A 13409-nucleotide genomic window follows, 5' to 3' on the forward strand; every position below is an offset into this window, starting at 1 on the left:
TGGCTGACACACGAAAGAACTGTGCCGACCATCGCATGCGAGCAGCTCACCGTGGCTGATGAGGTGGGACCCATGGACTTCGTGATGTTGATCGGGGTCGGGCTCCTCACCGGGGTGACGACCGTGCTGTTCGGTTTCGGTGGAGGGTTCGTCGCGGTACCGGTCGTGGTGTGGGCGGACGCGGCACTCGGCGCGGACGCGATGCGGGTGGCCACGGCAACCTCGGCCCTCGTGATGGTGGTGAACGCGGGGTTCGCCACGGCGGTCACGCCGCGTCGGGTACTCCTCTCGCTCCGCGGCAGCGGCATGCTGCTCCTGCTGCTGGCGGCCGGTGCCTCGGCCGGCGCACTGGCCACACGGCTCGCTCCGGCTGCTCCGACCCGCTGGGCATTTGTCGCGTACGTCGTGCTCACCATCATCGACCTGGTTCTGCGCCCCGGCTTCCTGCGCCCGAGCAACCACGCCGCGACGGCACCCGGTGCCCCGCGTCCGCTGCCGTCCGCCCTCGGTGCACCGATCGGTGCGGTCGCCGCCTTCCTGGGCGTGGGCGGCAGCGTCATGACCGTCCCCGCGATGCGACGCGCCGGGCACCCGATGAGTGTGGCGACCGCACTGGCCAACCCCCTCACCCTCGCCATCGCGTTGCCGGCCACCGCAGTGTCCCTGTGCGTGGCAGCGGTCCCCGCCGCCACGCACGCACAGGTACGACTGGTGGGGCTCATCGACGTCCGCGCCGCATCGGCGCTGCTCCTGGGGGCCCTGCCGGTGATCGCGGTGCTGCGGCGACGTCCGCCGAGGATTCCCGACCGCATCCATGCCTGGGCCTACGTCGGACTGCTTCTCATGGTGACGGTCGCGATGCTGGACCTGGTCTGACCGGGCGTCTCGGATCCGGGTTCGCGACCGTCGACGCGACTACGAACGGGTCGTCAGGTCATCGCGAACTTGGCGACGTACTCGTCGAAGGGCTCGATACCGACCTCCGCACGCAACTCGTCCATACGCTCGGGCTCCTCGCAGGGCCACGGAACCGGCGCCCCGTCCTTCACACCGGCGATCTGAGTGCCGTAGACCTGCTTGCGGCCCTCGTTGACCAGCGTGCGGTCGCGCAGAAAGGCCAGCTCGCGCGGGCCGGCCGCGCCCGCCGACACCGCCTGCTGCATCAGCTGGAGAGCACGGCGCTGGACGGCGAGCTGCCGGTCGGCGTGCTGGGCGATCAACCATGCCGCACGCGCGGCCTCCTCACCGACCAGATCCGCCGTCGGCCATCCGTACTCGTCCATGATCTCGCCGAGCCGGTCACCGTGTCGTGCGGTCAGCCGGCGCCACGCCAATTGCTCGGCCGGGTCGTCGCTGTTCGCAAGGATTGAGGACTGGTGATCGGCCGCAGCCATGTCAGCAAGTTCCACCGCCAGCGCGGCAATAGCGTGCGCCATTCTCAACTCCCGGTTCGCGTAAGTGCCTTGTTCTGGTTGTCGGAAACCCTAACGTGCACATCGGGCGCAAAGGTCAGCACGGAAGACGGCGAAAGGAGCCTTCGCGATCGGCTGAGCCGCGGAGGTGAGGCCCCGCCCGTCAGGGCCGATGACGGCCGATGCGGGGGTGGCGCCAGCACCACCCCGACGTGGGGCTCAGGCCACCTGACTCGCCGTCGACAGCGCAGCAGACTCTTCCCAGGCACCGGCGAGGACCCGCCGGGCACTGATCGCGGACGGGGAAGAGCGATGACCGGTCACACACGCCGAACGATCCTCCGAGGAGCAGCACTCGCAGCGGCCGGCGGTGTCGCCGGAGGCTACGGTCCGGGCCACGACGCCACCGCGGCACAGGCCGCCACCATCGGCACAGGCGCTGGAGGCGGGGAGGCATCCCCGTTCCTGGAAGGTGCCTTCGCCCCGGTCACCGAGGAACTCACCGCGTTCGGCCTCGAAGTGACCGGCCGGATTCCACGCGACCGGGACGGCCGCTACCTGCGCACCGGCCCCAACGCACTGGGCATCGAGGACCTGCGGGCCCACCACTGGATGCTCGGCGACGGCATGGTGCACGGGGTGCGGCTGCGCGGCGGGTACGCCGAGTGGTACCGCAACCGGTGGGTCCGCTCCTCGGAGGTGGCGCGGAAGCTGGGAGAGCCGTACCCGGGCGAGGCGCCGCCGGACGACTTCGCCTGCAACACGCACGTCATCCCGTACAAGGGGCGCATCCTGGCCCTCCAGGAGAGCGGACCACTGCCGTACGAACTGGACGGCGAGCTGAACACCGTGCGGCCCCACGACTTCCGTTCCACACTGGAGGACGCTTTCACCGCGCACACCAAGTACGACGCGGCGGCGGACGAACTGCACGCGGTGACGTACTACCCGACCTGGGACCACGTGCGGCACCTCGTGATCGACCGCACCGGCCGGGTGGCACGGACCACCAGGATCCCGGTGGCGGACGCGCCGATGATGCACGACTTCGCCCTCACAGGGAAGCACGTGGTGATCGTCGACGTGCCGGTCACCTTCGACATGGCCGCCGCCGAGGCGGGCGCACCCGTGCCGTACGTCTGGAACCCGAAACACGCGATGCGGGTGGGGGTGATGCCGCGGACCGGCGGCGCCGTCCGCTGGTTCGAGATCGATCCGGTGTTCTACTCGCACACGCTCAACGCCTACGACCAGGGCGACACCATCGTCATGGAACTCACCACCATGCCCGCGCCGTTCTACGCCGCGGGCCGGGGCAACGGCGGGCCTTCCACGACGGGCACACCCGTGCTCGACCGCTGGACCATCGACCTGCGTGCGAACCGTGTCCGCAGCACCCGGCTCGACGACCTGCCGCAGGAATTCCCCCGCGTCAACGAGTCCCTGGTGTCGCGGCGGCACCGCTTCGCGTACGCGGCGAGCGCGGCGGAGATGTGGCGTGCCTACGAGACGGTCGACGGGATACCGCCGGACGACAAGTTCACCAACTGCCTGGTGAAGCACGACATGCTGCGAGGCAGCCGGCAGGTGCACCGCTTCCCGGACGGCGCGGCAGCCGGCGAGCCCGTGTTCGTGCCGCGCTGTGGGGCACGCGACGAGGACGACGGCTACCTCCTGTCCTACGTGCACAACCCCGACCGCGGCGCGAGCGACCTGGTGGTCCTCTCCGCGCAGGACTTCACCGGCCGCCCTCTGGCCCGCATCCATCTGCCGGGAAGGGTGCCGCTCGGCTTCCACGGCAGCTGGGTGCCGGACGCGTGAGCGAAGCACTCCGCGGGCACTTCGGCGCCGCGCATCGCCGAGGGTCAAGCCGGTGCGACGCGCAGCGCGCTCGCCGAAGCCGGTCCTTCAGCCGCGGCCCCCGAGTCCATCGGTGGGCGTCAGACCGATGCACTGCGGGCGCAGGCGAAACACGAGGATACTGAACGACCCGAAGGACTTCGGCGCAACCGGCGACCTCGGACGCCCTCATGTCATGACGGTCGCCCGCCGAACTGCCAGTTGTGCACCTCGATGTCGGCGTACCGTTCCGCGGTGAGAACGGCGCGTGCCGCGCCCGGGTCCGGCGCCCGCATCAACACCGCCGTGCCCAACCAGGCGGCGCCGTCGTCGGACAGCAGCGGTCCATAGGCGATCAGTTCGTCCCGATGGGGCGGCACCGCGAGATCGGCGGCCCGGCCCTCGCCGAGGCCGAGTACCAGGTACCGGTTGCCTCCGGACCGGCCGCCGGAGAAGTCCCACATGGTGCGCCCCAGCAGGTTGCGCCATCGTCGTACCAGCACGTCCCGGTACACACCGGCCTGGAAGCCGGGTTCGTCGAAGGCGAACGCGCGGGCGGCAGCGGGATCAGGCAGATCGACGATGTGCATGCTGCCGGTGGGTGTGTCGCCGGCGAGGGTCGGGCCCCGCGCGATCATCTCCTTCGCGTACCTGTCCATATAGGACCAGTGCTTCTCCAGTAGCCCGGCGCGCAGCGCTGCGGAGCCGGGCCGGTCGCGGTGGTAGCAGAAGAACTCCATGCCCACAGGTTCTCTTCAAGAAGGTGACCGAGTCGAGCGGGTTTCGCTGCGATGCCTGTTCTCGCCGGCCAGCGCATGCGGGCGGGGTCGGCGCCCGTATCCCTGCGGCGGGTCCGTCAGTCCGCCACCGGCCAGTTGAGTTCGGTGCGCAGGTCACGCGGATCCATGTCCGGTGAAGGTTGCGTTACGTACATTTCCCACCTGTCCTCACCGGCGGACAGCCCGCATGCCTGAATCCAGGTGTGCAGCCGTGCCCAGGAGGCCCCCAGGCCGTCGAACGATCCGGAGTGGGTCAGCCGCGCGACCCTGCCCCCGGGCAGCGAACCGACCACGACCCCGGCCTCCGGCCGAACCGCCTGGTCCGTCACGAACCCGACTTCCAGGTCCAGGGTCTCGCCCGGCGACCCGTGATAGAGGCCGAAGGCTGGACTCAGCACGGTGATCTGCTGCGCCGCGAAGGACCGGGCCAGGGCTCCGAACGAAGCGTCGAAGAACTCCCGCAGGCCGGACATCGGGACGACACCACGGACAACCGCTGTCGTAACCGGCTTCAGATCCACGAGTTCCGGCTGTGAGGCGCTGTCCTTGCCATCAAATCCGCGACTGCTCATACCGCTCTCCATCCGTTTTCAAGGCTTCCCTGGATGTATAGACCTGAGGAGCTCCGGAAATTCACCGTCCCGCGTTCGGCGTCCTTGCCGACGACGGGGCGGCTCGCGTCGACGGGACTCGGAGGGCAGAGTGAGCACCGTGCTCGATTCAGGAACTGACGAACCACGCCCCGTGGCCGCAGGCTGTGGCCTGACCACCGCGCCTGCCGCGACGGCTTCCGCCGCTGCCTGCGGCGTACGCATCCTGCCGGAACGCGGCGGGCCACAGAACCTCCAGCGCCTGCTTCTGTCTCGGCCACCCCAGCCGCCGACCCAGTGACACCGATAGGTTCCCTGCTGTGACCTCGATGGAGACAGAAGGCCTCGTGCCAATGACCGACAAGGCTCGACTGCGCTGGACGGCGCTGGGGGACATGACTCGGCAACCCCCCGTGGTCCTGCTCCATGGCGGTCCCGGTCTGCCGGACTACCTCGGCGATGTCGCCCCCATGATCGCGGACCTTGCGCCTGTGTACCGGTACGACCAGCGTGGCACGGGCCGGTCCCGATGGCAGGGCAGTCATTCCTTCGCCCGGCATGTCGACGATCTCGCCGAACTGCTCGACGCATGGGGCGTCCCCGAGGCCGTGCTGATCGGGCATTCCTACGGCACCGACCTGGCGAGCCGGTTCTGCCTGAAGCACTCTGACCGGGTTGCCGCAATGCTGCTGTTGTGCGGGCCGTTCGTCGGTGATTGGCGTACCGGGGACCGAGCGGAACGTGGCCGCCGCATGTCGCCGGCACAGCAACAGCGGCTCCGTGAATTGGAAGGTCTGCCTCACCGTACGGAGGAGCAGGAGGTCGAGCTGCTCACACTGGCGTGGTTCACCGATCACGCAGACCCCGGACGCGGATGGCGGTGGGCCGCACAGGGCGCCCGGCAGCGTCGCCCCGTCAACTGGGCCATGAACAGCGAACTCGGAAGAGAAGGACGCATGGACCCGCTCGACGAGCACCTCGCCGAGCTGCGCGTGCGACTGCCCGCGCGAGCGGAGCTCCTCGCTGGTGCCGAGGATCCCCGCCCTGTGTCAGCACTTGAATCTCTCGCCCTCCGGCTCGCCCTTCCCCTGACCCGGATCGAGGGTGCAGGACACGAACCCTGGCTGGAGCAGCCGGACGCCGTGCGTGCCCACCTCCGGCGATTCGTGCAAGGCGCGGTGGTTCCACAGAGCGCCGGTGGGTGACAGTCTTGTGGTCCACGACGGCCCCGTTTCAACGAGATCACCGCTTCGGGCAGGCCCACCGGGCATCGGGAACGTTCTCCCGTCCGCCGGGACCGGCAGTTGTACCGCCCGGCCCTGCGCGGGACACTGGACACATCGGGCGATGAGGCTCGCCGTAACCGCGCCGATGCGGCGTTGATGGCCCCTGTGCGATCCAGCCGTCCGGCATTACGGGAGGTGGCGCGGTGTCCCGCATCAAGGTCGAGGTCGAGTCGACCATAGGGTCCTCCATCGGGAGGCACGGCGGTCCGGAGGCCACCGAGCACGACGCACCGAGCCGTGTCGGCGGCTGGCCCGTCGGCGAAGGATGTGCTCAGGACACTCTCGACACGGACGGTGGGTCCGTGCGGACCATGGTCTTGATGCAGGAGCCGGCACGGCCGGGCGACGAAGTGACGGCCTGGCCGGTGGCGGTGTTGCACCTGAGCGACGGCCGACGTGACGTGGACGAGGTGGTGTGCGTTGCGGAGGCCGAGCCCTTCATCGGACTGGTCGATACTGCAGATCTGGGCCGCTGGCATGCGGAGCCCGCAGTGTGGGCAGCGGCCCTCGGTCGGCTCTCACCCGGCTCCACGTATCAGGTGATGGGCTGTGGCAGCCGAAAGGAGGCCGACCGACTGGTCGCGGATGCCCAGCACGCCTACCTTCAGCTCACCGGATGCATGGACTGAACTGGCCGCCGGGGAAGGGAATCAGGCTGTGACGACCACGATCATTGACCGCCGGACGCGTGAAGCGGTGACCCGGACTCTCGGTCTGGAACTCAGCCGTGAGTTGGGACGCCTTCCGCTGCGGGAAGCGGGTTGAGCCCGTGGCCGAGCCCGCTCCGCCCCGATTGATTGTGCTGCGGCATGCCAAGTCGGCCTGGCCGGAGGGCGTACCCGATCACGAACGCCCGCTCGCGGGCCGGGGGCGCCGGGATGCCCCGTCAGCCGGACGCCGTCTGTACGTGACGAGATGCGTGCCCGACCTGGTCATCTGCTCGACCGCCCGTCGTACCCGGCAGACATGGGATCTGGTCGCGGCGCAGCTGGGCGCGTCACCGGAGGGGGTGTTCGAGCCACGGGTGTACGAGGCGAGCGCGTCCACTCTGTCCGCTGTTCTGCGCGACGTGCCGGAGCGATGGCGGACCGTTCTGCTGATCGGCCACCAGCCCGGAGTGCAGGACCTGGTCCTGTCCCTCGCGGGAGGTGGAGACGCTGAGGCACTCGCGCGGGCACGCGTGAAGTACCCGACCTCCGCGATCGCGATTCTGTCGTTGTCCGGCCCGTCGTGGCGCCACCTCGCGCCGGGCACGGCGACGCTCGACGACTTCGCCGTCCCTCGCGGCGACACCGCCACTTGAGGATCCGGTCCGCCCGTCTTCCGCCGCTTTCCTGCCTCGGCTGTCCGCCCCACGGCCTCGGGCAGAAGGCTGAGGGCGCCGAGGGAACGCGCCGCGAGACTTCTCTGTACCCGTGATTCCTGCGGAAGAGGGACAACTGCACCGCGTGGCCGGGCGTGCCGTGCTGGTCGGGTGAATGTCCGGCGAGGGGCGAGCTTGTCCGCCGACAGAAGGGTGACCATCGGGGGATGGCCGTATCCGAGGGAAGGGCGTTTCCCATGCTTCGAGCACTGATCGTCGTCGATGTGCAGAAGGACTTCTGCGAGGGCGGCAGCGTTCCGGTCAAGGGCGGTGCGGACCGGGCCGCCGCCATCGCCGAATTGCTCCGGCGCTCAGGCGGGCAGTACGCCTTCGTCGTAGCCACCCGTGACCACCACATCGATCCGGGCAGCCACTTCTCCGAGAACCCCGACTTCCAGGACTCGTTCCCCGTACATTGCGTGGTCGGCAGTGAAGGTGGGGAGTTCCATCCGGATTTTGTGCCCGCTGTCGACTCCGGGCAGGTCGACGAGGTCGTCTTCAAGGGCGCGCACTCCGCCTCGAAGAGTGGTTTCGAGGGCTTCACCCAGGACGGTACGACGTTGGCCGACTGGCTGAAGGCCCGCGATGTCACCGATCTCGACATCGTAGGCATCGCAACCGATCACTGTGTGAAGGCCACCGCAATGGACGGCGTACGAGCGGGCTTTGCGGTGCGGGTCCTGCTCGACTACACCGCCGGCGTCGCCCTGGATACCACGCAGGCCGCAGTCGACGAGCTGCGCCGGGCCGGTGTTGCGTTGAGCGGTGCCCCTGTCGTCGTTGCCTGACCAGGCCGGCCCGATCGCGGATTCTGCTTGTACAGAGCGTGTCGGTAGCTCTGGTGGCAGGACCCTACGCCTTCCGGCATCGGTCCCGGGCCGTGGGGAGTTGCCGGAAGCCGGCTGATTCATAGGTGGCAACGGCGCCGGCATTGGAGCTCGGAGTGCAGACGATCGCGCTCGACGAGCCCAGTTCCTGGAGTGCGGCCGCTGCGGCGACGGTGATCGCCCGACCGTAGCCCTGACGACGATGCTCCCGCCGCACGCCCATCGGTTCGAGCAACCCGGGCCTGCCCGGACCGGCCGACCACACCGTCACCGCCGCCACCGCGCTGCCCCGGTCGTCGTACGCGACCAGACACCGGGCAGTTGCAGCGGCGCCCCGTCGTACTGCCGCTCCCGCAGCGCACCGACAGCCTCGCTCAGCCTGTCGACCTCAGGCCTGTTCAGCACTATCGCCATACCGCCGATCACACCCCATCCCACCGACAACCCGCACCTGGTTTCCGGTTCCGACCCGCCCCCATGACCTTCCTGAGCAGGTTGTCCATCCCGGTCGGGGTGTGCCCGCGGTGGACGAGCGATCCGGGACCGGCCGCTTCCTGACAGGACTCGGCGGTCTCGTTGTGTTTGCTTGCGATGGCGCGACACGACGGGGCCCGTCCCCGGTTCGGCGCTGCCCGATCGTCCCCGAGCACATGGCAGGGGACGATGGCCGGAGACGGTGTTGCGGAACGGGGTTCGGTGGGCGACATGAAGCACGGTGAGCGGCAGAATGCAGGGATCCCCGGCCGGTTGGACCGCAGGCTCTTCCTCGCCGCGGCAGTGAGCGGGGCGATGACCGGCGGAGTGGCGGTGGCCGGTTGCCACTTCTCCGGGACCGGCGGGTCCGCCCCGCCCGGCGTCGGCCGCCGCACCGAGAGAGGGGAGAGCACCCGGGCGGGGGACACCGACTGGCGGGTCCGTTCGATGGGACCGCCCGGAGCCATCGAGGGCTATGGCGACAAGGTGAGTGTGTTGCCGGGCGAGGAGCTCGGCCTGTACGTCTCCACCACCGCCCCGGCGTTCCGGGTCTCGGCCTACCGCGTCGGCTGGTACGACGGTGCGCAGGCGCGACTGGTCTGGCGTTCGCAGCGTGTTGCCGGGTCGGTCCAGGCCCGTCCCCGGCTGGTCCAGGCCACCCGCACCGTACGGGCGGACTGGCAACGCACACTCCCCGTCCGCACCGGCGGCTGGCCGGAGGGAGCGTATCTGCTCCGGCTGGACTCGGAAGACGCCCACCAGCACTATGTGCCACTGATCGTCCGCTCGGCGAGCGCCGCGGGCAGAGTCGTGTTGATGCACGCCCCGGCAACATGGCAGGCGTACAACCTGTGGGGTGGCTACAGCCTCTACCAGGGCGAGAACGGCGCGTACGGCACACGGTCGCTCGCCGTCAGCTTCGATCGGCCCTATGACGGCAACGGCGCCGAGAAGTTCATGGTTTACGAACGGGCGGCGGTGGTCCTGGCGGAGAGACTGGGCATCCCGCTCGCCTACACCACCGGCCTGGACGTCCACCGCGACCCCGGCATTCTCCATGACGCGGCCGGAGTCGTCTCGCTGGGACATGACGAGTACTGGACGCCGCAGCAACGGGCATACGTCACCCAGGCGCGCGACAGAGGTACGAACGTGGCCTTCCTCGGGGCCAACGCCTGCTTCCGCAGGGTCAGGCTGGAGCCGGATGCCACCGGCGCCGACCGCACCGTCGTCTGCTACAAGACCGACTACCGCAAAGACCCGTACCTCGCCGACCACCCGGACATGCCGACCAACGACTTCCGCCGGCCGCCCAGCGCCTCTCCCGAGTCCTCCCTCACCGGTGTTCTCTACGAGGGCTACCCCGTGGACGCCCCGTATGTCGTCCGCCGGAGCGACCACTGGCTCTTCGAGGGGACAGGCGTGAAGCGAGGGGCCTCCTTCGATCATCTGGTCGGCGTGGAGTACGACCGGGTCACTCCCGGCGTGCCCACCCCGGCACCGCTCGAGATCATCGCCCATTCCCCCCTCGTTTGTAAGGGCAGGTCCAGTCACGCGGACTCCGCCTACTACACCGTGCCGAGCGGGGCCGGCGTCTTCGCCTCCGGGACGATGCGGTGGGTCGAGGCTCTGATGGCGGGGACCCGCGAGAACGGACGCAACCACGGCATGGACGCCCGCACGGGAGCTTTCGTCACCCGCAGCACGGAGAACCTGCTCCATGCGTTCGCGGCGGGCCCGTGCGGCCGGAACAGGCCCAGGCCCAGGGACGATGTGAGGGACGTGTACGCGTCCGCACCACGCTGACACCATCGGTACCGCTCCGCCGGAGAACACCGTTCACCACCGGGCACGACTCTGCGGTCCAGAACCGAGCCCGCTTCGTCGGCGCACCCTGCGAAGGACCGGACCACGTGGAGCCCATGTCGTCACACGGACCGTCCGAACTGCCGTGACCGGTGGCCCCACCCCGTGCGAGCACACCGAGAGGTTCGAGGCCGAGGACGTTCTCCAACAGCCACCGCCGCGCGGGCAGCAGCCGCTCCCGTCCGAACCGCTGCGCACTCGCCCACCACCCACACGCGGTCAGGTCCGGCGCTTCCACGACGGGTGGCGGCCCGCCAGTCCCAGAGCCCGGTCAAACAGCGGCGCAGTCGCAGGCACGATGACTCCACCGCCGCTTCCGAGGCCCGGGCCATCGGTTGACGTCAGCCGGTGGGGCGGGAGCGCGCCAGAGCCAGGGCGCCGAGGGCGGTGCCGACCAGCCCCAGCACCAGGGCCGAGGCCCCACCGACCACTCCGTTGCCGGTTCCGGGACCTCCGTCGGCGACGGCGAGATTGAGCGTGCCGATGATCAGGCCGGCCAGCCCCGCCGTGAGGGCCACGATGGCCCTGATTCGCTTGTTGCCGGTGCCGGAGCTGCCAAGGCTCAGCCCACCGCTGACCACGCCGGCCAGCGCCACGAGCGCGGCCGTGGTGCCCACGAGCCGCCCGGTGGTCAGGCTGTAGGCATCGACGGCGGCGGACTGGGCCGAGACGTGCGCGGCCGCCGGTGCGGCAAGTCCGATGCTTCCGAGCACGGCGGTGGCGGTGGCGGCGGCGAGCAGGCGACGAACTGACATTCGAGGGACTCCTTCTCTTCCTGTGGCTGGGTGTTGCCCGAGCATGTCTGCCGGCCCTGCCCGCGGTCGTCCGGCGGGCGCAGACACTTCGCACTGCCGCTGATGCGGTATCCGGCCGCCACGGGTGCCGCAGGAGGTATGAAGGTACTGCGTATGCGGTAGTCCGCCGCTCGTTCGCGAGGGGGACTCGCCCGTGGTGGCAGCCAGTTAGGGTGCGCACATGAGTGCAGGTGAGTCCGGCGTCCGGGCCCGGTTCGGAGACTGGGCCATCGCTGTCGGTGTGGTGGCGGCGCTTCTGGTCACAGGGCTGTCCGGACAGCGTTCGGATACGGACCTCGCCCTGCTCGGGTACGTGCTGCTGACGACAGGCGGGCTGGCGCTGGGCGTACGCCGCCGGGCTCCGGTTGTCGTCCTGGCCGTCACCGGGCTGAGCGCGGTCGGCTACCAGGCGGCCGGTTTCGATGTGCCCGCCGTGGCGTACCTGTTCGCGGTGTACGCGGCCGTACGTGCGGGACACCGCACCGTCACGGTGGCGGCGAGCGTGGTCATGCTGGCCCTGCTCCCGCTCGCGGCGCTGGCCGCGGGGCTGCACAACACCGGCGAGGTCCTCGCGCACGCCCGAGACGCCCTCGAAATTGCCTGGCTGATCGCGGCCGGTGCCGCGGGAGAGGCACTGCGGCAGGCAGAGCAGCGGGCGGACGAGGCAGAACGCACCCGGGAGGAGACCGCGCGGCGCCGCGCCGACGAGGAACGGCTCCGTATCGCTCGGGAACTGCACGACTCGCTCACCCACCAGATCTCGGTCATCAAGGTGCAGGCGGAGGTCGCCGTGCACGTGGCCCGCAGGCTGGGCGATGAGGTGCCGCCTTCCCTGCTGGCCATCCAGGAGGCCGGGCGCGAGGCAAGCCGGGAACTGCGGGCGACACTGGAGGCGTTGCGCGACGACGACACGACCCCACCGCGCGGGCTCGACGATGTCTCCGAGCTGGTGGACCGGGCCCGTACGTTCGGCCTGGACGCGACACTGACGATCGAGGGGCAGCGACACGACGTGCCGACCGCTGTGGACCGGACCGTCTACAGGATCGTTCAGGAGTCGCTCACCAACGTCGCCCGGCACGCGGAAGCGGCAACCACGTCGGTGCGGATCGACTTCCGTCCGGAATCCCTCGTCATACGTGTCGACGACGACGGCAAGGCGACGTCGGCCACCGTCCCGGTGCCCGGCCTCGGGCTGCTCGGCATGCGTGAACGCGTCACGGCACTCGGCGGCCGGCTGCGTGCCGAACCACGTGGCGAAGGCGGCTTCACCATCCAGGCTGAACTCCCCGTGGACCGGACGCTGTGATCCGTGTCCTGCTGGTCGACGACCAGCCGCTCATCCGTAGCGGTTTTCGAGCGCTTCTCGATCTCGAAGACGACATCGAAGTGGTGGCCGAGGCCGCTGACGGCAGCGAGGGGCTGGAGCTCGCTGAAGAGCACCTGCCCGATGTTGCGCTCGTCGACATCCGGATGCCGGTCATCGATGGCATCGAGACGACCCGGCGCATCGCCGCGGACCCGGCCCTGGCAGGGGTGCACGTCGTCATCCTGACCAACTACGGCTTGGACGAACACGTCTTCGACGCGTTGCGCGCCGGCGCTGCCGGATTCCTGGTCAAGGACGTCGTACCAGAGGACTTCCTGCATGCCGTACGCGTCGCCGCTCGCGGCGACGCCCTGCTGGCGCCCTCGATCACGCGCAGGCTGATCAACCGGTACGTCACCCGGCCACTCCCCATCGAAACCGGTACTGGGCTGGAGGAGTTGACCGCCCGTGAACGTGAGGCTGTTGTCCTGGTCGCGCGGGGCCTGTCCAACGACGAGATCGCCGACCGCATGGTGATCAGCCCGCTGACTGCGAAAACCCATATCAACCGGGCCATGGCCAAACTCCATGCCCGTGACCGGGCACAACTTGTAGTCCTCGCCTACGAATCCGGCCTGGTTGCTCCGCGCAGTACTTGACCGCTCGATATGCGCACCAAGACCACGGGGAAGCTCTTGTCGCGGCATATGGGCAGGGGAGGGGTGCCGACCGGATCACTGTCGGTGATCCGACCCCCCTTGCAGGGCGGGGCGATCGCATCGCAAAGCACTGAGCCGGCTTGATTCCACAACTAGTTGGGCCGCGACCATCAGGATGCGGTGCCCCAGTTGCAGGTTCCGCGTCCGCCTG

The 13409-nt window shown here is 69.5% G+C and carries 14 protein-coding genes, 1 pseudogene and 1 riboswitch; of the genes and pseudogenes, 9 read left to right on the plus strand and 6 right to left on the minus strand.

What is annotated here, in order from left to right; genetic code table 11:
- Window positions 1–72 precede the first annotated feature (72 nt).
- Window positions 73–876 (plus strand): sulfite exporter TauE/SafE family protein, encoded by an 804-nt coding sequence (locus tag IE107_RS16190; RefSeq protein WP_189544456.1) that lies wholly within the window; start codon window positions 73–75, stop codon window positions 874–876.
- 53 nt (window positions 877–929) lie between these two features.
- Here the strand turns inward: IE107_RS16190 and IE107_RS16195 are convergent, their stop codons facing one another.
- Complete coding sequence (locus IE107_RS16195; RefSeq protein ID WP_189544457.1) at window positions 930–1436, minus strand: DUF6624 domain-containing protein; 507 nt, start codon at window positions 1434–1436, stop codon at window positions 930–932.
- A gap of 288 nt (window positions 1437–1724) precedes the next feature.
- On the opposite strand from IE107_RS16195, the gene IE107_RS16200 reads away from it, so the two are divergent.
- The gene (locus IE107_RS16200) at window positions 1725–3233 is read left to right on the plus strand and encodes a carotenoid oxygenase family protein (RefSeq protein WP_189544458.1); all 1509 of its coding nucleotides are present in this window, start codon (window positions 1725–1727) and stop codon (window positions 3231–3233) included.
- 212 nt (window positions 3234–3445) lie between these two features.
- On the opposite strand, the gene IE107_RS16205 is transcribed toward IE107_RS16200, so the two are convergent.
- Window positions 3446–3991, minus strand: coding sequence for a YciI family protein (locus IE107_RS16205; protein ID WP_189544459.1), 546 nt, complete (start codon window positions 3989–3991; stop codon window positions 3446–3448).
- Between the two features lie 116 nt (window positions 3992–4107).
- Window positions 4108–4602: a GyrI-like domain-containing protein gene (locus IE107_RS16210; RefSeq protein ID WP_189544460.1), complete on the minus strand. Its 495-nt coding sequence runs from the start codon at window positions 4600–4602 to the stop codon at window positions 4108–4110.
- 371 nt (window positions 4603–4973) lie between these two features.
- On the opposite strand from IE107_RS16210, the gene IE107_RS16215 reads away from it, so the two are divergent.
- The 4 genes from IE107_RS16215 to IE107_RS16230 all read left to right on the plus strand — a co-directional run bounded on the left by IE107_RS16215 (window position 4974) and on the right by IE107_RS16230 (window position 8057).
- Window positions 4974–5825 (plus strand): alpha/beta fold hydrolase, encoded by an 852-nt coding sequence (locus IE107_RS16215; RefSeq protein ID WP_189544461.1) that lies wholly within the window; start codon window positions 4974–4976, stop codon window positions 5823–5825.
- A 129-nt stretch (window positions 5826–5954) separates the two neighbouring features.
- A riboswitch (Fluoride riboswitch) is annotated at window positions 5955–6019 on the plus strand.
- Between the two features lie 30 nt (window positions 6020–6049).
- Window positions 6050–6535 carry an inorganic diphosphatase gene (locus IE107_RS16220; protein ID WP_189544462.1) on the plus strand — a complete coding sequence of 162 codons (486 nt, stop codon included), beginning with the start codon at window positions 6050–6052 and terminating at the stop codon, window positions 6533–6535.
- A 170-nt stretch (window positions 6536–6705) separates the two neighbouring features.
- Complete coding sequence (locus IE107_RS16225) at window positions 6706–7209, plus strand: SixA phosphatase family protein (RefSeq protein WP_308434236.1); 504 nt, start codon at window positions 6706–6708, stop codon at window positions 7207–7209.
- 257 nt (window positions 7210–7466) lie between these two features.
- The gene (locus IE107_RS16230; RefSeq protein ID WP_189544464.1) at window positions 7467–8057 is read left to right on the plus strand and encodes an isochorismatase family protein; all 591 of its coding nucleotides are present in this window, start codon (window positions 7467–7469) and stop codon (window positions 8055–8057) included.
- Between the two features lie 64 nt (window positions 8058–8121).
- Here the strand turns inward: IE107_RS16230 and IE107_RS16235 are convergent.
- Together IE107_RS16235 and IE107_RS16240 are read right to left on the minus strand one after the other, a co-directional pair.
- A pseudogene (locus IE107_RS16235) lies at window positions 8122–8421 on the minus strand (GNAT family N-acetyltransferase); the annotation flags it as partial.
- Window positions 8364–8510 carry a hypothetical protein gene (locus IE107_RS16240; protein WP_229866981.1) on the minus strand — a complete coding sequence of 49 codons (147 nt, stop codon included), beginning with the start codon at window positions 8508–8510 and terminating at the stop codon, window positions 8364–8366. The pseudogene IE107_RS16235 and the gene IE107_RS16240, both read right to left, overlap by 58 nt.
- Window positions 8511–8801: 291 nt before the next feature.
- Here IE107_RS16240 and IE107_RS16245 point away from each other — a divergent pair, with 291 nt between their 5' ends.
- Window positions 8802–10376: a N,N-dimethylformamidase beta subunit family domain-containing protein gene (locus IE107_RS16245; protein WP_189544466.1), complete on the plus strand. Its 1575-nt coding sequence runs from the start codon at window positions 8802–8804 to the stop codon at window positions 10374–10376.
- A gap of 401 nt (window positions 10377–10777) precedes the next feature.
- Here IE107_RS16245 and IE107_RS16250 read toward each other — a convergent pair whose 3' ends face one another.
- Complete coding sequence (locus IE107_RS16250) at window positions 10778–11191, minus strand: DUF6223 family protein (RefSeq protein WP_189544467.1); 414 nt, start codon at window positions 11189–11191, stop codon at window positions 10778–10780.
- Between the two features lie 220 nt (window positions 11192–11411).
- Between IE107_RS16250 and IE107_RS16255 the strand changes: the two genes are divergently transcribed.
- Entirely contained in the window at window positions 11412–12539 is a 1128-nt protein-coding gene (locus IE107_RS16255; RefSeq protein WP_189544468.1) for a sensor histidine kinase, read from the plus strand.
- The gene (locus tag IE107_RS16260; protein WP_189544469.1) at window positions 12536–13198 is read left to right on the plus strand and encodes a response regulator; all 663 of its coding nucleotides are present in this window, start codon (window positions 12536–12538) and stop codon (window positions 13196–13198) included. The genes IE107_RS16255 and IE107_RS16260 overlap by 4 nt, the downstream gene beginning before the upstream one ends.
- Window positions 13199–13409: the final 211 nt, after the last annotated feature.

The sequence above is a fragment of the Streptomyces gelaticus genome (genome assembly GCF_014649535.1).
GTDB classification, from domain to species: domain Bacteria; phylum Actinomycetota; class Actinomycetes; order Streptomycetales; family Streptomycetaceae; genus Streptomyces; species Streptomyces gelaticus.

What these genes read in the sequence shown, in the direction of transcription:
- IE107_RS16190 (WP_189544456.1), top strand. Translation starts at nt 73, where the DNA reads ATGGACTTCGTGATGTTGATCGGGGTCGGGCTCCTCACCGGGGTGACG.
- IE107_RS16195 (WP_189544457.1), bottom strand. Translation starts at nt 1,436, where the DNA reads ATGGCGCACGCTATTGCCGCGCTGGCGGTGGAACTTGCTGACATGGCT.
- IE107_RS16200 (WP_189544458.1), top strand. Translation starts at nt 1,725, where the DNA reads ATGACCGGTCACACACGCCGAACGATCCTCCGAGGAGCAGCACTCGCA.
- IE107_RS16205 (WP_189544459.1), bottom strand. Translation starts at nt 3,991, where the DNA reads ATGGAGTTCTTCTGCTACCACCGCGACCGGCCCGGCTCCGCAGCGCTG.
- IE107_RS16210 (WP_189544460.1), bottom strand. Translation starts at nt 4,602, where the DNA reads ATGAGCAGTCGCGGATTTGATGGCAAGGACAGCGCCTCACAGCCGGAA.
- IE107_RS16215 (WP_189544461.1), top strand. Translation starts at nt 4,974, where the DNA reads ATGACCGACAAGGCTCGACTGCGCTGGACGGCGCTGGGGGACATGACT.
- IE107_RS16230 (WP_189544464.1), top strand. Translation starts at nt 7,467, where the DNA reads ATGCTTCGAGCACTGATCGTCGTCGATGTGCAGAAGGACTTCTGCGAG.
- IE107_RS16240 (WP_229866981.1), bottom strand. Translation starts at nt 8,510, where the DNA reads ATGGCGATAGTGCTGAACAGGCCTGAGGTCGACAGGCTGAGCGAGGCT.
- IE107_RS16245 (WP_189544466.1), top strand. Translation starts at nt 8,802, where the DNA reads ATGAAGCACGGTGAGCGGCAGAATGCAGGGATCCCCGGCCGGTTGGAC.
- IE107_RS16250 (WP_189544467.1), bottom strand. Translation starts at nt 11,191, where the DNA reads ATGTCAGTTCGTCGCCTGCTCGCCGCCGCCACCGCCACCGCCGTGCTC.
- IE107_RS16255 (WP_189544468.1), top strand. Translation starts at nt 11,412, where the DNA reads ATGAGTGCAGGTGAGTCCGGCGTCCGGGCCCGGTTCGGAGACTGGGCC.